Origin of the sequence: Carboxylicivirga mesophila (assembly GCF_018271975.1) — a bacterium.
In the GTDB taxonomy this organism is placed as follows: Bacteria; Bacteroidota; Bacteroidia; order Bacteroidales; family Marinilabiliaceae; genus Carboxylicivirga; species Carboxylicivirga mesophila.
Genome location: NZ_JAGUCN010000010.1, coordinates 1 through 23836 on the forward strand (window position 1 = coordinate 1; position 23836 = coordinate 23836).

Annotated in this window: 20 protein-coding genes; 13 read left to right on the forward strand and 7 right to left on the reverse strand. The window is 41.7% G+C overall.

Translation table 11 applies throughout. The annotated features are described in order from the left end of the window. Positions 1 to 213: 213 nt before the first annotated feature. On the reverse strand, positions 214 to 780 hold the full coding sequence (locus tag KEM09_RS09880) for a hypothetical protein (protein ID WP_212227958.1): 567 nt from the start codon (positions 778 to 780) through the stop codon (positions 214 to 216). 148 nt (positions 781 to 928) lie between these two features. Here KEM09_RS09880 and KEM09_RS09885 point away from each other — a divergent pair, with 148 nt between their 5' ends. The 3 genes from KEM09_RS09885 to KEM09_RS09895 all read left to right on the forward strand — a co-directional run bounded on the left by KEM09_RS09885 (position 929) and on the right by KEM09_RS09895 (position 4354). After that, positions 929 to 2194 (forward strand): LVIVD repeat-containing protein, encoded by a 1266-nt coding sequence (locus tag KEM09_RS09885; RefSeq protein ID WP_212227960.1) that lies wholly within the window; start codon positions 929 to 931, stop codon positions 2192 to 2194. Positions 2195 to 2345: 151 nt separating this feature from the next. Next, positions 2346 to 3767, forward strand: coding sequence for a dicarboxylate/amino acid:cation symporter (locus KEM09_RS09890; protein ID WP_212227962.1), 1422 nt, complete (start codon positions 2346 to 2348; stop codon positions 3765 to 3767). A gap of 23 nt (positions 3768 to 3790) precedes the next feature. Next, complete coding sequence (locus KEM09_RS09895; RefSeq protein WP_212227964.1) at positions 3791 to 4354, forward strand: hypothetical protein; 564 nt, start codon at positions 3791 to 3793, stop codon at positions 4352 to 4354. A 71-nt stretch (positions 4355 to 4425) separates the two neighbouring features. Here KEM09_RS09895 and KEM09_RS09900 read toward each other — a convergent pair whose 3' ends face one another. The 6 genes from KEM09_RS09900 to KEM09_RS09925 form a co-directional block, all read right to left on the reverse strand. Beyond that, positions 4426 to 4728, reverse strand: coding sequence for a hypothetical protein (locus tag KEM09_RS09900; protein ID WP_212227966.1), 303 nt, complete (start codon positions 4726 to 4728; stop codon positions 4426 to 4428). 115 nt (positions 4729 to 4843) lie between these two features. Next, a complete protein-coding gene (locus KEM09_RS09905; protein ID WP_212227967.1) occupies positions 4844 to 6130 on the reverse strand; it encodes a sensor histidine kinase in 1287 nt (428 codons plus the stop codon). A gap of 117 nt (positions 6131 to 6247) precedes the next feature. After that, the gene (locus tag KEM09_RS09910) at positions 6248 to 7744 is read right to left on the reverse strand and encodes a PepSY domain-containing protein (protein WP_212227968.1); all 1497 of its coding nucleotides are present in this window, start codon (positions 7742 to 7744) and stop codon (positions 6248 to 6250) included. Positions 7745 to 7835: 91 nt separating this feature from the next. Next, the gene (gene rsgA / locus KEM09_RS09915) at positions 7836 to 8894 is read right to left on the reverse strand and encodes a ribosome small subunit-dependent GTPase A (RefSeq protein WP_212227969.1); all 1059 of its coding nucleotides are present in this window, start codon (positions 8892 to 8894) and stop codon (positions 7836 to 7838) included. A 366-nt stretch (positions 8895 to 9260) separates the two neighbouring features. Further along, positions 9261 to 10499, reverse strand: a complete 1239-nt coding sequence (bamG, locus tag KEM09_RS09920) for a BamG family beta-barrel-assembly machinery protein (RefSeq protein ID WP_212227970.1) — start codon at positions 10497 to 10499, stop codon at positions 9261 to 9263. Beyond that, entirely contained in the window at positions 10486 to 11811 is a 1326-nt protein-coding gene (locus KEM09_RS09925) for a DUF4270 family protein (RefSeq protein WP_212227971.1), read from the reverse strand. Before KEM09_RS09925 ends, bamG begins: the two co-directional genes overlap by 14 nt. Positions 11812 to 12076: 265 nt before the next feature. Here KEM09_RS09925 and KEM09_RS09930 point away from each other — a divergent pair, with 265 nt between their 5' ends. From KEM09_RS09930 to KEM09_RS09975, 10 genes are all read left to right on the forward strand, one after another. Beyond that, positions 12077 to 13087: a Kelch repeat-containing protein gene (locus KEM09_RS09930; RefSeq protein WP_212227973.1), complete on the forward strand. Its 1011-nt coding sequence runs from the start codon at positions 12077 to 12079 to the stop codon at positions 13085 to 13087. Further along, positions 13087 to 13425, forward strand: coding sequence for a DUF4907 domain-containing protein (locus KEM09_RS09935; protein ID WP_212227974.1), 339 nt, complete (start codon positions 13087 to 13089; stop codon positions 13423 to 13425). The genes KEM09_RS09930 and KEM09_RS09935 overlap by 1 nt, the downstream gene beginning before the upstream one ends. A gap of 111 nt (positions 13426 to 13536) precedes the next feature. After that, positions 13537 to 14001 carry a hypothetical protein gene (locus KEM09_RS09940; protein WP_212227975.1) on the forward strand — a complete coding sequence of 155 codons (465 nt, stop codon included), beginning with the start codon at positions 13537 to 13539 and terminating at the stop codon, positions 13999 to 14001. 76 nt (positions 14002 to 14077) lie between these two features. Further along, entirely contained in the window at positions 14078 to 17383 is a 3306-nt protein-coding gene (gene secA / locus KEM09_RS09945; protein WP_212227976.1) for a preprotein translocase subunit SecA, read from the forward strand. Between the two features lie 62 nt (positions 17384 to 17445). After that, positions 17446 to 18231 carry a prolipoprotein diacylglyceryl transferase gene (lgt, locus tag KEM09_RS09950; RefSeq protein ID WP_212227977.1) on the forward strand — a complete coding sequence of 262 codons (786 nt, stop codon included), beginning with the start codon at positions 17446 to 17448 and terminating at the stop codon, positions 18229 to 18231. A gap of 492 nt (positions 18232 to 18723) precedes the next feature. Continuing rightward, on the forward strand, positions 18724 to 19308 hold the full coding sequence (locus tag KEM09_RS09955) for a TetR/AcrR family transcriptional regulator (RefSeq protein WP_212227978.1): 585 nt from the start codon (positions 18724 to 18726) through the stop codon (positions 19306 to 19308). A 5-nt stretch (positions 19309 to 19313) separates the two neighbouring features. After that, entirely contained in the window at positions 19314 to 20459 is a 1146-nt protein-coding gene (locus KEM09_RS09960; protein WP_212227979.1) for a hypothetical protein, read from the forward strand. A 41-nt stretch (positions 20460 to 20500) separates the two neighbouring features. Continuing rightward, on the forward strand, positions 20501 to 21208 hold the full coding sequence (locus KEM09_RS09965; RefSeq protein WP_212227981.1) for an ABC transporter ATP-binding protein: 708 nt from the start codon (positions 20501 to 20503) through the stop codon (positions 21206 to 21208). Positions 21209 to 21411: 203 nt separating this feature from the next. Beyond that, complete coding sequence (locus KEM09_RS09970; protein ID WP_212227983.1) at positions 21412 to 22572, forward strand: ABC transporter permease; 1161 nt, start codon at positions 21412 to 21414, stop codon at positions 22570 to 22572. Between the two features lie 81 nt (positions 22573 to 22653). Further along, positions 22654 to 23805, forward strand: coding sequence for an ABC transporter permease (locus tag KEM09_RS09975; RefSeq protein ID WP_212227985.1), 1152 nt, complete (start codon positions 22654 to 22656; stop codon positions 23803 to 23805). Positions 23806 to 23836 lie beyond the last annotated feature (31 nt).

A 23836-nucleotide genomic window follows, 5' to 3' on the forward strand; every position in this document is an offset into this window, starting at 1 on the left:
ATGAAAATGAATATTTATAAGTGAAACTCTAAGCTTTTCCTTAAATAATCGATTTACTGCTTTAAATTTCATCACCGTAGCTCGCTACGCTTCTGGGATTAGCATTGTAAATCAGTTATTTAAGAAATTTTGAGCTTTGTAATTTTAATCGAACTCAGGTTAATAAGTAATTCACTTGATCATTAGCTTTTTGAATACATTACTTTTCTGTCATTAAAACAGGCGTACACCCAAGCGCACAGAAAAGCGGTTGTAGGTTATTTTTCGCGTAACGTGAGTCGCCAACCAGTCGCTTCGGGTGAATTCAAACTCATGATACCTGTAACCAATGGCTACAAATACATTGTAATTATGCCGGCTGGGAAACAGATAGCCCACCTCTGTATTAAAGTAAGCACCTCCTTTGGTATCTGTAATTTCCATATCCATAAACTCCATATCTTCCAGAGCTATTGCATAGCCAGGTGCCAGGCTCCAGTAATAGGCTGCTTTTTTCTGTTGAGGTAGCATTAATTTTAGATTGGGCCCGAGTGGCAATACCATTACATCAAACCATTCCAGTCCGGTTACAAGTCCCAATGACAGGTTTTGGTTGAGCTGATAATGGTGCTCCATCCAGAATGATGTAATATGAGGTTGCTCGTCGCCTGATGAGCCTATAAGCATACCAATGGATGTATAGTTAAAGTAACCTTTAGTTTTGTTAGCAAGCGTGTTTTCGTCCTGGGCATATACTATGGTAACCAGGAACAAGCTAAAAAGGGTGAGATGTTGTTTCATAGGTGTGGTTTTAAGAGTTAGATTGATTTTTATTCGAATAGTTGCGTCATCTTTCAAATTAATCCTACGCAACCATTCATTAAAATTCGCATCTAATGAAATGATAGAATGTGGATTACCACTATCCAAACATTTAAAACCCTATGCTATGAAAAAAATTAAACACCTGTTTATCGCTTTAACCATTGGTTTATGTTGCTTTTCCTGTAGCGACAAGATTGAAGAAACTTACCTTGTTCATACTCCTGAGTATTTAAGTTATGAAGACTTAAGAGCCTCCTATACCATGAAGAGTGCTCAGTCTATTTATCAACCAGGTAAGATTTATTTTAAAGACCAGTTCATTTTCATTAACGAATATCAGAAGGGGATTCATATTATTGATAATTCATTGCCTGAACAACCACAGAAACTGGCTTTTCTGGAGATACCCGGAAACATTGATATGGCCATCAAAGGCACCATGCTATATGCCGATAGTTATATTGATTTGGTAACACTCGACATCAGTGATATCAACAATGTTGTTGAGGTCGATAGAGATGAGAATGTATTTCCGTACATCATTCCTGCATTTAACGAAGGCATCGTTTCTGAGGTTGATGAATCGAAAGGGGTTATTGTGGGGTATAGTGTAAGTACCGAAACGGTGAAAGTGAAAAGGGATGAGCTAATGTACAGTACATTTCCGATGTGGGAATCGACCTTTTTTACTGCTGATGCTTTATCATCCGCCAAGGTTAACGGAGGTGGAAGTGGCATTGGTGGTTCCATGGCGCGATTTACCTTATATGATGATTATCTGTATGCAATTGATAAGGCATCGTTACACCTGTTTGATGTTTCTGTTAATTCCAATCCGTCATTTACTAAGCAGATACCTATTAGCTGGCAAATAGAAACCTTGTTCCCTTATAATAAAAACCTGTTTATCGGCGCCCAGAGCGGTATGTTTATTTACAGTCTGCAGAATCCGGCTAATCCGGAGTTTATTGCCGAATTCAGGCATGCAACGGCTTGCGACCCGGTGGTTGTGGAAGGTGACTATGCCTACGTCACCCTGCGTGGTGGCAATTTGTGCGGAGCCATCGAAAGTCAGTTAAACGTAATTGATATCAGCACGCTGGAATATCCCGCTTTGGTTGAGGCATACGCCATGAAAGAACCCTATGGCTTAGGCATAGATAATGGTTTGTTATTTATATGCGATGGTAGTGCTGGTCTAAAGGTGTATGATGCTGATGATCCTTATGCGATTGACGATCATCTGGTAGCTCACTATCCGGATATCAATGCTTTTGATGTGATTCCTTTGGGCGATATTTTGCTGATGATAGGTGAGGATGGTTTATATCAGTACGACTATTCATCCGTTGATCAGATTAAACTGCTAAGCCATATTGCGATAAATTAGTTCTGTCACAACTAAACAATCTATATCAAAGGAGCTGTTTCATCATTGAGACAGCTTTTTTTACATATGTTACCCCAAGGTCTGTCTCAAACTGGCTATTATTGCATTTTTTGTAAATTGCGCATTAAGACTAAACTAACAGCATATCTGAATGAAGAAATTAGCATTGCATTGGAAAATAATTATCGGTTTGTTTCTAGGGATTATCTGGGCTGTTCTCTCAGGCTTTTTCGGGTGGAGTGAGTTTACCACTAACTGGCTGGCTCCCTGGGGACGTATTTTTATTAATTTGCTGAAATTGATAGCTATTCCATTAGTGCTGTTTTCTATTATTGGTGGGATTGTTGGATTGGGCGATCCAAAGCATCTTGGGCGTATGGGGATTAGAACGCTCGTACTATATTTAAGCACAACTGTTATTGCTGTTTCGCTGGGTTTGCTTATTGTTAATGTAGCTAAACCCGGAACGTGGATGGATGAAACGGTACGGAAAGAAAATCGTATTGCCTATGAGCTTTGGGCCCAACAAGAAGGGGAGGAAGTGCATGATGATATCAATATGCTGGCCGATCCGGTTAATAGTGATTTAATAGCTGAAGTGGCCAAACGCAGAGGCTTTGATGAAGATGAGAATGTGCAATCGCGACTCAAGCAGGCCGAAAGCCAAAAAGATAGCGGACCATTAACTTTTATTGAAGACATGGTGCCCGATAATGTGTTTAAAGCTATGACTGACAATGGGAGCATGCTCAAGGTCATCTTTTTTGCCCTGTTCTTTGGTATTGCCTTGCTATTTGTGCCCAATGACAAGGCGCAGCCGGTGATTGCGGTGGTCAATGGTTTAAGTGAAGTGTTTCTGAAAATGGTAGACTTGATAATGAAAGGCGCTCCGTTTTTTGTGTTTGCTCTAATGGCCGGCATCGTGTCTGAAATGGCCGGTGATAACCCTGCGAAAATATTTGAACTCTTTAAAGGTCTTACTTGGTATTCATTGTCGGTTTTGGGAGGTTTGCTGTTGATGGCCTTCGTGATTTATCCAACCGTGATGAGAGTGTTTGTAAAACGCCTGAGTTTTAAAGGTTTCTTAAAGGGCATCAGTCCGGCGCAAATGCTGGCTTTCTCTACCAGTTCCAGTGCAGCCACATTGCCGGTTACCTTAGAGTGTGTGGAAGAGAACCTGGAAGTGGATCCAAAAGTGTCGAGCTTTGTACTGCCCATTGGTGCCACCGTTAATATGGATGGTACCAGTCTATACCAGGCGGTAGCGGTTATCTTTCTGGCACAAATGCATATGATAGACCTGGACCTGGCCCAGCAGTTGACTATCATTTTAACGGCCACTTTGGCAAGTATTGGTTCAGCAGCTATCCCAAGTGCCGGATTGGTGATGCTGATGATTGTCCTTAGTTCGGTAGGATTGAACCCGGCCTGGATTGGTATCATTTTACCCGTTGACCGTATTTTGGATATGGTCCGTACAGTAGTTAATGTGACGGGTGACGCGACAGTAGCTACGGTGATAGGAGAGGTGAGTGCTGGTGAAAATGAGGAGGTTGGCGTGTTTAATGATTGAATAATAGACAAGTCTATAAAATTATGAGAATTTCTATATGCTTCCTTCTGATTCTTTACTCGCTAAGTTCATTTTCTAAGAATGATTCAATATACTGCTACTTTAATGGACAAAGCATTGTTTTAAAGAAAAATGATGTTTTAAATCTATATGGGAAACCTCTAATAAATGATAAAAAGGCGGGAGGTTTTAAAGTTGATAATTCAAAAAAGTGGATTAAATATGGAAAGCTGTATTATGAAGATTTTTATATAGTTTATTATAAAACTTTAGCATTTCATAATTATATGAAGTTTTACCAAACGACTAATTCATTTATTTTCGAAGGTAATACCCTAAATGCTATTACCACTCTTGATGATGTATTAAGGTTTTACAAGAATAAAGAGGTTTTGGTCAATCACACTGTTTGTCAACTTTTTTCTATTGACAATGAGTTTTACTTTGAGAATGGAGATAAGATAAACCATGTTCTTATTGATTCAGAGATGTATGGAATGATTGAGTTGGTCTTCTATAGTAAAAAGTTGTATGCAATAATTATAGATCCACAGGGAGTTTTGGAAGAACTAGAAAAATGGTTATAGCAAACATACAAGAGGTGACGCGACAGTAGCTACAGTGATAGGAGAAACATCTTCCGAACAACAGCAGGGAATTATTTAGCAGTAGATTGTTGTTGTATGAACGGTTTGTTGCCTTTATGAACAGGTGCCGAATATTGGCTCGAATCAACTTTGTGTATTGGTGAAACGCTTTGGGTGTAATTGAGCGAATCAGTGGCAGACAATTCCACTTTTTGTCCATTTGATAATATAAGGGTAGCCTGGCGCTTGCCGGGTTTAATCTTATCCTTTAACTGAGTTTGGTCGTGCTGACCCTTTAATGTTAGTGTATAAACCAAAAATATCAGCAACGGTAGGCAATAGCGTAGTTTTGTTTTTTTGACAGCTTGTTTCATTAAAATTGTTGTTGGGTGAATTTTATACTAAACCTAACTGGTTTATTCAAAAGACACCCAATATAGCATAAGAGGTGACAAAGTATTTGTTATTGATTGTTAAATAGCTATTGATTTATTTTGTCACTTTATAGTCAACCGGAATTTCCAGATGAAAGGAAGTGCCCCTATCTTTTTCTGATTCAAAATACAGCTTTCCTTTAAGTAAATGCGAAAGATTTTTGCTGATGGTTAATCCAAGTCCGCTTCCATTAAAGTTGACAAGCTTATTGTCGCTATCCTGCTCAAATTGATTGAATAAACTATCATGTTTTGATTGGCATATGCCCAGCCCGGTATCTTCAACAGTAAATTTGATTGAATCACCAATTATTGCATAACTCAGGTAAACATGACCTTGTTGAGTAAACTTCAGGGCATTAAAAGTTAAGTTGCTTAGTATTTGGTAAAGAAGTATAATGTCTGAGTGAATCATTACTGATTCATTTGTTTTCTTCAGTGTTTTGAAATCTACACCGTTAGATGCTTTGAATGACAATGATGCCTGAATGCGTTTCAATAAGCTATCAGGGTTAAATTTAGATAGCGACACTTTGGTGCTGTCTTCTTCAATCTTCGCAATATTAATGATGTTATTCAGTAGGTTGAGTAAAGTGTGGCCGTTGTCATTGATAATATTAATGTATTCCTTTCTTTCAGCTAATTCCAGGTCGTCCTGCTCCAATAGCTCGGCAAAACCCAGTATAGCATTCATTGGTGTTCTTATTTCATGACTTAGATGGGTTACATATGAGGTTTTGATTCTTTCAGAATGAAGGGCCTCATTTCGTTGGTTTATAACCAGATTTTTAATGTATATAATAAGAGGTATTTCGAATATGATAAAAATGAGGCAAACCATCAGAATGTCCAATACACGCTGAATCTCACTCGGGTAATAGGTTATTATTTCGGGGAAATAGGCTTCGATGAGTAACAAGCCCGGCACATTGATGCCAATAACCATATAGGCATACTTCAATAAATTGTTGTTAAGTAAAAAAGTAAGCAATGGCACAAAGGCCAGTATGTAAAATAATGTTGGTCCCGAGCTGCCGGCTGTCTCCAGCCACAAAAAGTTGATCATTAAAACGACAAACGCAAGGTATAAGCGCTTAGCAATTCTAAATTTTCTCTTTATTCGTGCCACCCAGTATATGAATGTAATAATTAGGGATGAAGCAAAATTGGAATATATTACACTCATAGGGAGCCCCAGAAAAGGATTGAATATGGCAGAGATAACTATCAGACACAGCGTTATATGGAGCATGTGTATAAGTACCAGCTCCTGAATAGTGTACTCATCTGGCTTAATTAATACCAGTTCTTTAATTCTGTTAATAAACTGCTTTCCCAACATCCCGACTCTTTCCTTTTCTGTATTGCATTACGCAAAAGTCAGGAGAAAGTTATAAAAAATAACGTATGGTGCTAGTGCTTTTGTAAGATCGGATTTATAGTGCAGATTAGTAGGTGTTTAATTGTTGAATTTCTTGATGTAAATCCATAGGCCTGATAATAAAAGCGCAATAGTAGTTAATCCAATAATTGGTACAATGAGAATATAAAATGAACCAATTAAATCCTGGAAGATTCTGCCTGTATGTATTTCTAATGCAGCATTCCATAGTGATACAGGTGCAGCGTTTTTGATAGATTCCTGCATGGGATAGAAATAACTACCTTGGGTGAGCATTTGAGCCCCGCTGTTGTAGTCGAAATATACTTCGCGAGGGCCATCCTGGTAATAACCAGTGGCCATATGTGTGCCTATTGGGCGCGACATGCCTGTATTGGCCTTATGTGGCTGCCTGGTAATGTAGTTGAAACAACTGTTATCAAACGGATTCCACAAATAAAGTCCGCTAAAGGAACCAATTAAGTAGTGCTCTTCACTTTTTTCCTCAAACACATTAATGCCCATCACCGATACAGGAGGTTGATTTGGTACTTTAACCATCTCGGCAAAATCAGCTGTTAAAGCATACATGCCTTTAGAAGTAGATACAAAGAAGACGTCATACTTTTGATTGTACCTGATGGCCCTAAGTTGGTCGTACCAGGCATTAGGCGAATCAAGTACGGTAAAAGGAATGCTTTTAACCTGCGCATTAGCAATGGCAATTAATAGCGGCGGACGCAGAAACATACCGGTAAATGTTGTGAAAACTAACAGTATAACAGCGTAGTAGCCAATCTTATTGTGCCATTTTACCGAAAATCGAAACAGTTGCTTATGCTTGCTGGCTGATCTTTGCCTTTTCTTTCTCTGTTTAATCAATGATGGCGAAAGAAACCAGATAATACCTGTTACTGAAAGGAAAATAATGATGATGGCGATAATATCCACGATGATTTTTCCACTAAAACCAAGCACTTCACCACTGTGGAGTAGCCAGATGGTTTTGAACAGGCTGCTTTTACCATCAAAATCATTCGGTGCTGGAAGCTGCATAAATTGATATGAATTGCTTGTTAAATCAAACTTAGCAAGCTCGCTTCTTGTAAGCACAAGCAGTTGTTGCTTGTGTTCAATTAGATCAGTAATGTGCTCGTTTTCTATATCTAGTGAGATATAATTCCATCGGTTATTGCAGAACTCATAGAGCCCAAACAGGGTGCCGGCAAATAAACGTTGATTGTTCGTTAGCAGCATGCTGGTCACTTTACGCTTATCAATTCCTTTATCAAAGCCCTGATTGAAATCTGTCCATTCATTGGTAGCTGATGATAAGGCCCAGCAACCGATGTTGCCAAAAAAGATACTTTGGGTACTGTCGAGCTTTATACTTCCTTTAATGGCCGCATTGTTCCAATTATCGTATTGGTAACTCTCTGACAGGTATTGGCGCGGAATATCAATAGAGCTGATAGCTTGCCTGTGGTTTAATAAAATGCCTGAAAAAGAAAACAGGATGAGAAAAAAGCAAAGGATGATGCCCGCCCATTTGTGGTATTTACGCCAGAATTTCATGGCTACGAAAATAGAAACATTTAAGTAATTGTTTGCCTGTTATTGAAAAATCCCTACAATTCGGGATGAATTGCAGGGATTAACTCAATTACTAATACCGCTTTTTCATATTCTGTCGCTTCATATCACGTACCAGCCTCGACAGATCCTTGCCTTTGCGCTTCTTATCTTGTTGGGAGGCCGAATAGTGCTCGGCTTCTTTTCGCAACTTCAGGTAGCTCTCATAAAGATCGTGTTGCAACTGTCCACTCTCAAGAGCTTTTAGTACGGCACAATCCGGTTCGTCGGTGTGCGTACAGTCCTGAAAGCGGCATTGTCCACCCAGTTGTTGAATATCCGAGAATGTCAGTTCTACCGCATTTACTTCACTCATAGCCAAACCGAATTCCCGCACGCCAGCTGTGTCAATCATCAGGCTGCCATTGGGCAATGCAAATAACTCCCGGTTAGTAGTGGTGTGCCGGCCTTTGCCAACTGAGTCACTAATGGTGTTGGTTTTTTGCATTTGAGCCCCCATCAGGCTGTTGAGTAATGTACTTTTACCTGCACCGGATGAGCCAATCATTATATAGGTGTGCTCAGGAATCATGAATTTTTCAAGGGCTTCGATACCTTCATTTAACAGAGCACTAATCCGCATTACCCTTGTGTTGGGCAGGTTTTGACTTATTTCTGCCATTTTATCCGCCGATTCAGTAGCTATATCAGCCTTATTCAAAAGGATGATGGTTTCAATGCCGGCATCATTCAGCACGGCCACCATACGTTCTAATCGCCTGGGATTATAATCCTGATCGAGTCCCTGCACTATAAATGCCAGGTCAATATTTGCAGCAAACAGTTGCTTATCGGTTTTTCGGCCGGCTTCTTTACGACCCAACTCGCTGTAACGTTCCATCACACTTGTTATGATGCAGCTGGTTTCGTAGGGCATTATCTGCACCCAGTCGCCTGTATGGGGCAGGGCTTCTTTCGTGCTCGAATAAAGGAGTTGCCCGGTTGTTTCACCACTAATAATACCGGTTGAAGTAACTACTTCATAATTGGTTTTGTTAACGCTTTTGATTCGGCCAATGGTATCTTCAGTTAAATTGTTGGTGTGCTTTTGGCAGTAGTGTTGCCATCCGTATTGTTGTAATATGCTAGTCATTGTTTATCTGATAATCGTAAGTTTTAAATCAAATTTTAAAAATGTGTGGATACACCAAAGACAGGCCGACCGGAAAGGTCGAAGATGAGAATTTGTAAAGACTTGCCTGTCTTTACTTTACCAGATACGAAACAACTTGTGTCATAAGCTGCAAATATAGCCTATTTTTACAGAAAGGCCTAAAAATCCCAACAAATGGTGATTGCACGGCACCTGGCTGAGCGCTATTTTTGTACCGGTTATTAATGAAGTCATATTATTACAAGCGATTTTAAATTATTGGTTATTAAAAATCCCAAAAAGTTCTTCAGCCAGGAACTAGTTGGGATTTTTCTGTATTAAGGAGTTTCTTAATTAAAAGCTGTTTTACTTAAACTGTGTTTTCTGAAACCATTTTTCGCTAAAAGTTAGTCCAACACGTATGGTATTAAACTGCTCGTTGATTAAGCCATTTGATGTAGTTCCGGAGTGTTTATATTCATAGGCCAGGTTGACCCTCGATTTTCCGCGCAGAGGTATGGTTAAACCGGCCGTGATACCTTTTGAGTCAATATCCTGTTTGAGTACTGAGTAATACTCCTGATTATAAAATGCGCCAATACGGTAGTGCAGGCGTTTAAAAAACGAATCATAATACCTTGTGGGTGCATATTGTAAACCCAGGTTTCCCCCATAGGTATCGCGGGGTGAGCCATATGATATAGACAGGTCAGATTCGGCCCAGTTGTTATAGCGAAAATCACCGACGATTGTCCATCCTTTATGTGTTTGATAAGCAAGCCCGAATTGATAACCCATAGGTATTGAGAAGTTGCGCGTGTCGCCCGAGCTTGAGCTTAGGTCGGATGTGACATCGTTGTAAATGCGATGCGTATAATGAGAGTTGAGTTCGGTTGAGAAATTGGCAGTTGCGGCCAGTGAAAACATATTTTGTCCGATAGCCTGATGCCACTGGAAACCATAATCGAACATGAGGGTTGAAAAATGGTAGTTACGTTCATTGTAAATCGTTTCGCCAATAATGGACGGATAATACGATACTTCGGTAATATCACTTGAACCCCATAGGTAGGATGTGCTGACTCCCAGTGATAATCCCTTAAAAATTCGGAATCCATTGTGCCAGGCAATCTGATTTAAGCCACCCTTACCATTGTATTCAACCGGATATTTATCAATGGTGCCCAGTATATATTTTTCTGTATTAACACTATAACCAATGCTCGAATAGGGCGATAAGCTAAATCCCATACCCCAGTTTTTACCGGCCCTAAATCCAATGCTGATGGCTTCATAGTTGCTGTCCACATTTCGCTGTTGGTCGTTGCTGGTTTCGTAATTGGCGAATGATAAGCGACCCTGGATATTAAAAATCAGGTTAGTGCTATCTAATGAACTATACGATGCCGGATTGAGGTTATTCAGGAACCCATCGGATGATAGAGCTACTCCGGCGTGCCCCATTCCGGCAGAAGTAACATCAGCTTTCGACTCAAGTATGCCAATACCGAACCGGGAATAGGGCGAGGATGTATTGTTTTGTGCTGTTAAGCCGAGTGTTAGCGTTAAAAGTAATAGGGCTAATGTGAGTTTATTCTGTGTCATAGTAATAATAGTATAGCAGAAGTTCTGAAGGATTATTGCCTGATGTTTTTCCATTGGCTGCTAACCACGAATAGGAGCTGCCGACATTATCGGGCAGGCTAATTACCAGGCCGCGGTCAATGTCAACAACCGGTTCAAGCAGGCGTGAGTTAAGGTAGTAGGTGATATCAAAGGTATAATAGGTATCTTCCTGGTAGATGTAATCAATCACTAAACTGCTGTTTAGGGTGTTGCCATTCGAATCGCTCAGATAACCCCAAATCTCGTTAGCCCGGTAAATATCAGCTATATATAAGGTGGATGGCAGATCTTTGATGGCCATTACTTCCATGTTGGGTTTAATTCTCAATTCGGCTTTAACGATATGCCCCTGCGCCTTTAGCTCAAGTAAATTATTAATGGTAGGAAAATCAATTCTGAATTGTAAACCAGACCCATTCTGCAGCAGCGTCATATTATCTGCGTCTTGCTCTCTTAATAAAGTCTTTCGATTATCCAACTGGTTATACTTAATGCTTTTATCGTTGGAGTAAAAGTGGTTAAACTGGGTTAGGGTGCCATCAATGCTTAACTCATCAACTATTTCCTCTTTCTCAATGCCTATCGTATGCGAATAGAATCTGAATATGGCCGACTCATCACCACTTGAATAGCCAATGGCCGATCTGGTTGTGTTAGTGTCGCAGGTAAATACCAGGCCTTTAAACTGCTCCTTGAACAAGGTTGATTTATCGGAGTGGTTTTTGTATTCATTTACAAAGTCGATGATTTCTTTGGCAAAGTTATCGTTTAAACGTATGGTAAGCTCATTACCTTTCCCAGGAGAGGGGTGAAAGCTTTTGCTGGCAATAGGCACTTCATCGTAACTAAACGAGTTGGTGCTGTAATAATAGCCGTCATCGCTGCTTATTGTTTCATTGACACGATGAACGTGGTACTCTGCATCAGCAATGGTGTCACCAATATAATAGCCATTGGGTTTGAGCACCACCAGCAAGCTGTCAAAAACCTGTTTTTCGGTGTCCCAGCTTAAATCATTGGGATAACTCATGGTGAAGTAGGATTTGGCTTCCTGGCCTCCTAATAGCTTATGGTGTATGTGCCCGATAAGGGCACTGCCTGTTGATGAACTGACTACCGAATCGGAACGAAAGGTGGACATCTGAATCGTTACTGTATCAATTAGTGCTGTGTATGAATCTGAGCCTATAAAATCGTCTCTTAAATCGAGTTCGCCTTGCTGACAGGAAGCCAGACCAACTATAAGAACAATGATAAATACAGTATGCTTATAAATAGTTTGATGTTGCATGTGCATATGATGATTTCTATTACAATTGAGCCACAAATTAAGATACTGCCTCAGTCAACTTTAAATTTTATCAATATCGAAGAAGAGGAATTCAACTAATGGCGCTTTCACATCATCAAATGGAAATACTGAACGGATTATCTCTTTTAAAACCGCTGATTTAAGATATCTGACCGAAAGGTGAAAAATACGGTGCGTTAATCGAATTGTTTGTAATGAACCAACGAATGGCAATTAGATTTGAGCGAATTTTAAATACGTACCAATGAATAATATAAGCCAAGTAAGTTTTTTAATGATTGTTGCTGTCTGTTTATCTATAACTGCCTGTTCATCGAGTGATGACGATGACGATTTAATGGGTAACTGGACTGAGCGGGGAGCGTTTGAAGGTGTACCTCGCACTGGAGCCGTTAGTTTTGTTATTGGTGACTATGCCTACGTTGGAACAGGTTATGACGGTGTGGAGGATGAGCGTTTACAGGATTTCTGGCGCTATGATGCCCAAAAGGATTTCTGGACGCAAGTGGCTCCTTTTGAAGGTGCGGCGCGCAACGGTGCAGTAGCCTTTGCTGCCGAAGGCAAAGGATATGTGACTACGGGTTATGATGGTCGTGACCGCCTAAAAGATACCTGGGAGTATGATGCAGCATCGAATAGCTGGATGCAAAAAGCTGATTTTCCGGCTGAAGCACGTTATGGTGCAGTAGCATTTTCGCTCGACAATAAAGGTTATGTGGGAACAGGGTATGCCGGCAACCTGATGAAGGATTTTTGGATGTATTCGCCTCAATCTGATAAATGGGAGCAGGCAGTAAGTATTGGTGGTAAAAAACGACGCGATGCGGTGGCCTTTGTTATTGACAATAAAGCATATGTCTGCACAGGGTCCGATAATGGGCAATACCTCGAAGACATGTGGGAGTACGAGGCAGTATCGGGCGAATGGACCGAAAAGCGCAGTATTGGGAACGATGCCAATGAAGACGAAAGCTACGACGATGATTACAACATTGTGGCGATTAATGCAACAGCCTTTTCCATTAATGGACTGGGGTATATTACCACCGGCGGTCCGGGTGCACCTGGCAATCTGACCTGGGAATACAATCCTGATTCAGATATCTGGCTGCAAAGAAGCAATTTTGATGGTTCACCTCGTTACAATGCAGTTGCTTTTGTAGTGGACAATCAACCATACGTTGTGGGAGGTAACAGCGGAGGCTATTATTTTGATGACGTGTGGACATTTAACCCATATGAAGAGCAGGAATAATGATTAAATTAAGAATGTGTAATAGTTTTTCAGTGCGCCATCGTTTAAGGTGGTGCATTGCGTTTTTGCTTTTGCTCACCGTTGGGGTTTATTTTCACGAGTCAGCCTCCGCATATACCTATGCTGTCTATGAGTGCGAAGGAGGCTATGGTTATCGCATCAGCAAAAATGAAAAAGTACTTATACAGCAGGATTTTGTTCCAACACGGGAAGGATATCAGGCCTTTGAACACAAGCAGCAGGCGAAGAAAGCGGCCCGTTTGGTGATTGCTAAGCTAAAGAACAAACAAGCACCCGCCTTGTCTTCAGAAGAAGTTGATAGTATCCTCGATAATTAGGTTATAACTTTTGCTGGAAGTAATATGAATGGAGTTAATGATGATTTAAGCAAAGTCCATATTCAAAACAACCTTATCTTTGACTTTAATTGAAAATCTTTTCGCATCTTTATGCGCAATTTGTCAATTAAGGTGAATCAGAAAACGAAAATAGAAGCGCAATATTTTAAACTCATCGGTGTAACACTGCTGATGACGGCTGCGTGTGTGTCTGATTCTGGTGCCAGAAAGTCACTGTTTTTTGATGATATTGATGTTCGTGAGATAATTCTTGAGCAATTTCAACTCCTGTCTACAAGTCACTGGCAAGAAGTTATTGACTGGGAAAATGCCATTGACGAATCTCGCGAATTACCTGCGAACTATCAGGCACTGCCAGTTAAGGTAGCCTATAGTGTTGTAAAGAGCAGTCAGTCATTGCCTGGTTTGAATGATGAAGCTGATACTGCTTCTGCAGACCATCTCTCTTTGGGACTGCGAAATATTGCAGATACGTATTCCAGGTATGAACATACGCTGGGTATCATCGATCGCAATAAGTATTCTTTGATTACCAGGGCAGGACCTCTTGCCTGATACCTTCCGCATTTTTATTTGAGACATATATCGTTGTCTCATATCTTTATTTTTTAAAACTCTATAAAACAATAATATGGCAATTAGTGGTTTGATTTCCAAACTGTTTGGAAACAAGTACGACAGAGATATGAAAGAGGTGGATCCTTTCGTAAAGAAGATTAAAGAGGTGTATCCACAGATTGAAAAACTTTCACATGATGAACTTCGTCAGAAGTCAACCGAGTTGCGTCAGCGCATTCAGGATGCAGTAAATGCTGATGAAGAACAGATTAAATCATTGCGCGCAAAAACAGAGGATGGCAATGTAACTGTTGGCGAAAAAGAGAAGATTTATAAGGAAATCGATAAGATTGAAAAAGACATTACTGAGAAACTTGAAAAGGCTTTAACAGATGCTTTGCCAGAGGCATTTTCGATTGTTAAAGATACAGCACGTCGTTTGTCTCAGAATCAAACATTAGAAGTGACAGCTACGCAATTCGATCGTGATTTATCGGCCACTAAAGATTTTGTGGAGATAAATGGCGATAAGGCTACTTACTATAATTCGTGGTCAGCCGGTGGTAATGAAATTACTTGGGATATGGTACATTACGATGTACAGCTGATTGGTGGTGTTGTTCTTCACAGCGGTAAAATTGCTGAGATGGCAACGGGTGAGGGTAAAACACTGGTAGCTACATTGCCGGTGTTCCTGAATGCATTAGCTGGTCGTGGTGTGCACGTGGTAACCGTTAACGACTACCTGGCCAAGCGTGACTCGGAATGGATGGGGCCTTTATATCAATTCCATGGCCTGTCGGTGGATTGTATTGATAAGCACCGACCCAACTCGCCTGAGCGCCGTGCAGCCTACAAAGCAGATATTACTTTTGGTACCAACAACGAGTTTGGTTTCGATTACCTGCGCGATAACATGGCTATCTCGCCTGACGATTTGGTGCAACGCAAGCACAACTATGCCATCGTCGATGAGGTCGATTCGGTGTTAATTGATGATGCTCGTACGCCATTGATTATTTCTGGTCCTGTGCCAAAAGGCGATGATCAGTTGTTTGGCGAATTGAAGCCTAAAATTGAAAAGATTGTAGAAGCACAAAAGAAGCTGGTAACAGGTGTATTGGCTGAGGCTAAGCAAAAAATGAAATCGGACAATAAAAAAGAGCAGGAAGAAGGTTCGTTGCTGTTATTGCGTGCTTTTAAAGGATTACCAAAGAATAAGGCCATTATCAAGTTCTTGAGTGAGCAGGGGGTGAAGGCCAGTATGCTAAAGACGGAGAACTTCTACATGCAGGAGAACAGCAAGAATATGCATGTGGTGACCGACCCGCTTTATTTTGTGATTGATGAAAAAAATAACTCCATTGAGCTGACTGATAAAGGGCTTGATTTGATTACCGGTTCGGCCGAGGATCCTAACTTCTTCGTTTTACCCGATGTAGGTTCGGAGATTGCTACCCTGGAGAAAGAGACAATGCCTGAAGAAGAGCGCACTAAGAAGAAGGATGAGATTCTGCAGAACTTTTCCATTAAGTCGGAGCGTGTTCATACCATCAACCAGCTGTTAAAAGCTTATACATTATTCGAAAAAGATGTGGAGTATGTGGTGATGGACAACAAGGTGAAGATTGTGGATGAGCAGACTGGTCGTATCATGGAAGGTCGTCGTTACTCCGATGGATTACACCAGGCCATTGAAGCCAAAGAGCGTGTAACAGTTGAGGCGGCTACACAAACATATGCTACCATTACCTTGCAGAACTATTTCCGTATGTACAATAAGCTGTCGGGTATGACCGGTACAGCCGAAACGGAAGCAGGCGAGCTTTGGGATATCTACGAGTTGGATGTGGTGGTGATTCCGACCAACCGTCCTATTCAGCGTAACGATATGGAAGATATCGTTTATAAGACCAAACGTGAGAAATACAATGCGGTGAGTGAAGAAATTATTCGCTTAGTTGAGCAGGGACGTCCCGTATTGGTAGGTACTACATCAGTCGAGGTGTCCGAATTATTAAGCCGTACGCTAAAAATGCGTGGTATTAAGCACAATGTACTGAATGCGAAATTGCACCAGCGCGAAGCAGAAATTGTTGCTGAAGCAGGTGCGGCTGGTATTGTAACAATTGCTACCAACATGGCAGGTCGTGGTACTGATATTAAGCTGACGCCAGAAGTTAAAGCTGCTGGTGGTTTGGCCATTATTGGTACAGAGCGTCATGAATCACGTCGTGTCGACCGTCAGTTACGTGGTCGCGCAGGTCGTCAGGGTGACCCGGGTTCTTCGCAGTTCTTTGTTTCGCTGGAAGATGATTTGATGCGTCTGTTCGGTTCCGATCGTATTGTGAAGTACATGGACCGCCTTGGACTGGAAGATGGTGAGATGATTCAGCACAGTATGATTACCAAGTCCATTGAGCGTGCGCAGAAAAAAGTGGAAGAGAACAACTTTGGTATTCGTAAGCGACTTCTGGAGTATGATGATGTGATGAACTCACAACGCGAGGTGATTTATACCAAGCGCCGTCATGCCTTGCATGGTGAACGTATCCAGGTTGATATTTCCAATATGATGATGGATACATGTGGCGATGTGGTTGCTGAATACCAGGAAGCTGGAGACTTTGAAGGTTTCAAATTAGAACTTATTCGCATTTTCTCCGCCCAGTCGCCATTTACCGAAGAGGAGTTTCTGAAAGGACGGGCTGATGAATTGTCGGATAAGCTTTTTGCTAAGATGTGGGAGGCATATAAGCGCAAAAATGAAATGATTGCTAAGCAGGCTCATCCGGTAATTAAAGATGTGTATGAGACCAAGTCAGAGATGTACAAAAATATTGTAGTCCCTATCAGCGATGGTCAGAAAGTATATAACATCACCACTAACCTAAAGAAGGCCTACGAGACTGAGTCTGTTGAGCTGGTGCGCTCATTTGAAAAAGCTTCGATGCTGGTTACTATTGATGATGCCTGGAAAGAGCACTTACGTGAGTTGGATGATTTGCGTCAGGCAGTGCAGAATGCTACTTACGAGCAGAAGGATCCATTATTGATTTACAAGTTTGAGTCGTTCAACCTGTTTAAGTCAATGATTGGTGATAACAACAAGGCAGTGGTGTCATTGCTTTCGAAGGGGCATATTCCTATTCAGAATGCTGATGGTGTGCAGGAAGCACAGGAGCGCAAGCGTCAGGATTATAGTAAAATGCAGACGCGCAAAGATGAGTTTAGCAGAGGTGGTGGTTCAGGTGATGGCGAGCAGAAAAGGCCTGAGAGAGTGGAGCCCGTGCGTGTTGAAAAGAAAGTGGGACGTAATGAACCTTGTCCTTGTGGTAGTGGTAAAAAATATAAACAGTGCCACGGTAAAGGATTGTAGATTAAAAGCTTTTTAGTGCGTAGTGCCTTGTGCACTGTGCACTATTCACTAATTACTAAAATATGATACTCAATTCAATCAACTGGAATGTAGATCCCGAAATATTTTCATTAGGTCCAATTCATGTGCGTTACTATGGCTTGCTGTTTGCTATGGGCTTTATGCTTGGTTACTATATTATCGAGCGTATGTTTAAGTCAGAGGGTATTCAACAGGAATGGCTCGATAAGCTCTTTATGTACGTGGTGATTGCCACGATTGTAGGGGCTCGTTTAGGTCATGTAATTTTCTATGGCTGGGATTACTATTCGCAGAATCTTGGTGATATCATCAAAATATGGGAAGGTGGTCTGGCCAGTCATGGAGGTGCTATTGGTATATTGGTGGCCCTGTATTACTACTCTAAAAAGGTAACTAAACGTAGTATGATATGGACGCTTGATCGTCTGGTAGTGCCGGTGGCTTTGGCTGCTGTATTCATTCGTTTAGGTAACCTGATGAATTCTGAAATATATGGTCATGCGACTGATTTGCCATGGGGATTTGTGTTTGAGCGAAGGGGAGAGACGATTGCCAAGCATCCAACACAATTATATGAAGCCATTTGCTACCTGATAACCTTTGTGACCGTATTCTTCACCTATTGGAAGACAAAAGCCAAAGAAAAGCAGGGGCTTATTTTCGGTATCTTCCTGATTGGCATATTTGCGTCACGTTTCTTTATTGAGTTTGTGAAAGAAAATCAGGAAGCTTTTGAGGAGGGGATGACTTTCAACATGGGACAACTGTTAAGCGTGCCATTTGTTATAGCAGGCATTTATTACATCTATAAAGCATTGAAAAAATAATCTGTACCTGATTATTTTGAATAAGCCGGAATCGCTTAATGTGGTTCCGGCTTTTTCGTGCTTCATTAGTTTCGTCTCTTGTTGCGATACTTTATTAATGATACGAACCCTTGATTTCAGACTTTTGCACGTCGCCGTCTGCACTTCCAGCATGCGAAGGTATTGATTGGTTGCATTGCAAATGCTTCCCTTGGGAAGCTGTCCGCTGGACTGAAGGGGCATTATTTATTCAAAGCTTGTTCATCACTCTTACAAACAGCAATTTTCTTCTTGTAATCGACTCAAAATAGCCCGCTATTCTTTTGTCAATATACAGTTGAAACTCGCTATTTGTAAGTGTTATGAGTTCAAAATTTTACGTCGAGCTCAGGTTATTAATTCAATATTTGTCTTGAATTAACAAAAATAGCAATTTACATATGTGAAAATAATATACGAATAGTATATTAAAATAAATAAAACGTATATATTTGTACTGTAAGTATATTTAGGATGAAGGATTTTACCAAAAACAAGAAATATCAGGCAGCACTTTCAACCGGTAAAAAGCTGTTTTGGAAATACGGCCTTAAACGGGTGAGTATTGAAGAGATATGTAAGGAGGCATCGGTGAGTAAGATGACCTTTTATAAGTACTTTCCAAACAAAATTGAACTGGCTAAATCCATTCTAAAAGACATTATGGAGCAGGCGATGGGGCAATTTGAGGAACTGATTAGCTCCGAATTGTCTTTCGAGCAAAAAGTGGAGCAAATGATGCACATGAAAATGGAGGGCACTAAAGAGCTAAGTGCGGAGTTTCTAAACGATATCTATGCCAACCCAGATAATGGCTTGTTGGCTTTTATGCAAAAGTATAGCGAACAATCTGCCAGTATTTTTGCAGAATTCCTGAAGCAAGCTCAACAAAACGATGAAATACGGCAAGATGTAAGCATCGATTTTATCCTCTACCAGATGAATCTGATGACGCAAACCGTCAATGACAAAACTCTATTGGCAAGGTATGATTCGCCCGGTGAACTGATAATGGAAAATATGCGCTACCTGTTTTATGGTATGATGCCACAGAAGTGAATAGGATGAGACTGCAACTGTTTATATTATTATGGTGTGTAATAGTTGATGCTAATGCCCAGGTAGTCGAAAAACCAAACCGTATCGATTGGCAAGGGCAAATGGTGGGATGGATGCATTATAACCAGGATAATCCTTATCCGGTGTATTTTGGCGGACGGTTTATTCCTCAGGCAAATTATACGGTTGATTTAAGCCTTGACAGACGTTTGGATTTTGAGGCATCTGCCAATATGGTGGGTGATGTGGGCTTGCAAATACCCGATTCGAGTGACTGGAATGGTAAAGTGAGTCCCTATCGCATCTGGGGGCGCTATTCAACCGATCAGCTGGAAGTACGGCTGGGACTGCAGAAAATCAACTTTGGCTCGGCGACTTTACTGCGCCCATTGATGTGGTTCGACCAGGTGGACCCGCGTGATCCTCTGCAGCTGACCGATGGTGTGTGGGGTGGATTGATGCGCTATTACTTTATGAATAACGCCAATTTGTGGGTGTGGGTGTTGTATGGCAACGATAATGTAAAGGGATGGGAATATATGAGGAGTAATCGGTCTATCCCTGAGTTTGGAGGGCGTATTCAGGCTCCTGTGCCGCTTGGAGAGGTGGCCCTATCGTATCATCACCGTGTGGCCGATAGCAGACATTTGAATGGTGAGGTAGCCGAGTGGGATAAGATACCTGAAAACCGATTGGGCTTCGATGCACGTTTCGACAAGGTGGTGGGTTTCTGGTTTGAAGGTGCCTGGGTAAATATGAATAAAGATATGGGCGAACTCACCAACCAGGTTAATCTGAATATTGGATTGGATTACACTTTTGGTATAGGCAACGGTTTAAGCATTATTGCTGAACATTTAGTAACTTCCTATGATAAAAAAGCATTTGCATTTAATGACGCCATCAATATTACGGCTTGTTCACTGAATTACCCCATTGGTATGTTTGATAATGTCAATACAATTGTGTTCTATAGCTGGGCCGATAGCAAGTGGTATAATTTTATCAACTGGAGTAAGCAATACGATGCCATTGCTCTTAATATGATGGCTTATTGGAATCCGGATGACTATAACATGCCGTTGCAAGGTAATGCCGAAAATCTATTTGGTGGCAAAGGTATTCAGCTAATGCTGGTGTATAATTTTTAATGGTAAAACGAATTGTTGTCGATGATATTATATTTCAAGATATGGATAATCAAATCATACAATTGGAGCATCTGACCAAGCGTTTCCCGGTAGGAAATGGCTTTTTTACGGCTTTAACCGATATCAACCTGAGCTTTGGTAAAGGTGAGTTTGCAGGCTTGGTTGGTCCCAGTGGTTCGGGAAAAACCACTTTGCTAAATATTATTGGTTCGCTTGATGTACCCAGCGAAGGAAAAGCTACCGTATTAGGCCGCTCCATTGCTGAGTTGTCGCAAAAGCAGGCTGCCAATATGCGGAATCACCACATTGGGTTTATATTCCAGACTTATAATCTGCTGCCGGTGTACACTGTGTATGAAAACGTGGAATTTGCTTTGTTGCTGCAAAATATTTCTGCCGAAGAACGCCGTAAAGCGGTGATGCAGGCCCTCGAATGGGTGGGGTTGACCGATAAAGAAAAATCAAAACCATCGATGCTGTCGGGTGGCGAGTGTCAACGGGTAGCTATTGCCCGTTCCATGGTGAAGAGGCCGAAAATCGTTTTGGCTGATGAGCCTACTGCCAACCTCGATTCGAAGAATTCGCACCACATCTTACAAACTATGCAGAAGTTGAATGAGGAGCTGGGTGTGACCTTCATTTTTTCTACACACGATGAGAAGGTGATGCAGTACCTGAAGCGTCAGATATCGTTGGCTGATGGGAAAGTGGTAGCCGATGAGCAAGTGGAATTGGTCAGTAGTCAGTAATGATTAGTCAGTGGTTAGTAGGCAGAAGGCCGATAGCAGAAGAAAAGAATGAAGCACCATGAGAATCGCTAGTTTCTACTAGCTAATCTCTGGTTGCTATTTAAAGACATAAGATCTAGGACGCAAAAACACCATCATTCAACTTGTAAACTCTTAAACCCTAAACCCTAAACCCTCAACCCTTAAACTTTCAACTAAAATAAATGGTCGCATTTAAATTAGCATATCGAAACCTGATTGGTGCAGGCACACGCACCTGGTTAAATGTAAGTGTTTTGTCCTTTGCTTTTGTGCTCATCATTTTCCATAATGGTATGCTTGATGGTTGGAACAGACAGAGCCGTAAAGATACGCAACAGTGGGAAGTGGCCAACGGACAATATTGGCATCCACACTACGATAAGCTGGATGTGTACAGCATAAAAGATGCCCATAAGCCCTTGGATGCGCAAATCATTGGCAAGGTGAAGGATGGGAGTCTGGTGCCGATGTTGATTCAGCAGGCTACAATTTACCCACAAGGGCGCATGCAGAGTGTGCTGCTCAAAGGCATACCTCATGATCAACAGCTATTAAAGCTGCCTACCCAAGAGCTAAAAGGCGTGACCGAAGGTTTGCCTGCTGTCATTGGTAAGCGAATGGCTACAGCCGCCAAACTGGGCATAGGCGATAAGGTGTTGATACGCTGGCGCGATAAGAACGGCACTTTTGATGCTACAGAGCTCACCATTGCATCGGTTTTTAACGCAGATGTGCCTTCGATTGATAATGGACAGATATACATCGATTTTGAAGCCATGCAAACCATGATGGGCTTACAAGGTGATGCCACTCTGCTGGTGACTGGAGAGGAAAAACCTGCCACTATGGATGGCTGGGATTTTAAGGATATAAAGTTTCTATTAGCAGAGCTTGACCAGCTGATTGAATCGAAAAAGGGTGGTGGTATTGTGCTGCAAGCCGTGTTACTGCTCATTGCTCTTTTGGCCATCTTTGATACACAAGTGCTGTCCATCTTTAGAAGGCAGAAGGAAATAGGCACTTTTATCGCCCTGGGATTGACTCGCTGGCAGGTGGTTGGTGTCTTTACCATCGAAGGGGCAGCGCACAGCATATTGGCAATTGTGTTAGGAGCCGCCTATGGCATTCCATTTTTTATATGGCTCAATGCCATCGGACTTAGTTTTGGAGATGTGGACGTGGGCATCACTATGGCCGCTACCATTTATCCTTATTACAGTGTGCGGCTCATCCTGTCAACCATCGTGCTGGTAGTCATTGCATCTGCTATAGTGAGCTATCTGCCGGCCCGAAAGATTGCAAGAATGAATCCAACGGAAGCATTAAAAGGGAAAATACAGTAAGACACAAGATAAAAAAACACAATCATTCAACTCTTAAACCCTGAACCCTGAACCCCAAACTACTAAACTCTAAGCTAAAATATGGTCGCATTTAAATTAGCATATCGAAATCTTTTGGGAGCAGGCTTACGCACCTGGCTCAATGTGAGTGTGCTGTCGCTGGCCTTTGTGCTCATTGTATTTTACAATGGTATGATTGATGGTTGGAACCGGCAGAGCAGAAATGATACGCAGGACTGGGAGATTGGACAGGGGCAATACTGGCATCCTGACTACGATAAGTACGATGTATACACCATCAACGAGGCGCATCAGCCGATTGACGAGCAGGCTCAACAAGAAATCGACGGCGGGCACCTGGTACCACAACTTCTGCAGCAGGCCACCATTTATCCTCAGGGTCGTATGCAGAGCATTCTTTTGAGAGGTATACCGCCTGAACAGACATTATTGAAGCTGCCCACCGATGCGCTGAATGGTGATGACGATGAGGCAAAAGTGATAATTGGTAAGCGCATGGCAAAGGCGACCAAACTGCAGGTAGGCGACCAGGTACTGCTACGATGGCGCGATCGACATGGTACTTTTGATGCCAGGCAGGTTGTGGTGGCTCAGGTGTTTAATTGTGATGTGGCCGAAGCCGACCAGGGACAGTTATACATCGATTACCAGGTGATGCAGCAGATGATGGACTTTGACAACGAAGCGACTTTATTGGTGAGTGGGTCAGAAGTTGCCGGATTGGCAGGGTGGAGCTTTAAGTCAGCCGATTTCTTGCTAAAGGATTTAGATGATTTAATTAATTCGGAGCGCATAAGTGGGCGTATCATACAGTTGGTTCTGCTGATGATTGCTCTATTGGCCATTTTTGATACGCAGATACTGTCCATCTTCAGGCGCAAGAAGGAGATTGGTACCTATATCGCTTTGGGTTTAACCCGCAAGCAGGTGGTGGGTATTTTTACTATTGAGGGTGGTGTGCACAGTATTCTGGCGGCCTTATTGGGTGCGGCCTATGGCATTCCACTGTTTGTGTGGATTAATACTATCGGCATCAACTTTGGCAGTGCTGACATGGGCATTACCATTGCCGAGCGCGTGTATCCCTATTACAGCTGGCAGCTGGTGTTGGGCTCGGTGCTCATTGTGCTGGTGACATCCACCATCGTCAGCTTTATCCCGGCGCGTAAAATAGCTTATATGAGCCCAACGGATGCGCTGAAGGGAAAATAAGGAAGAGAATAAAGAGAGGAGAGAGATGAGA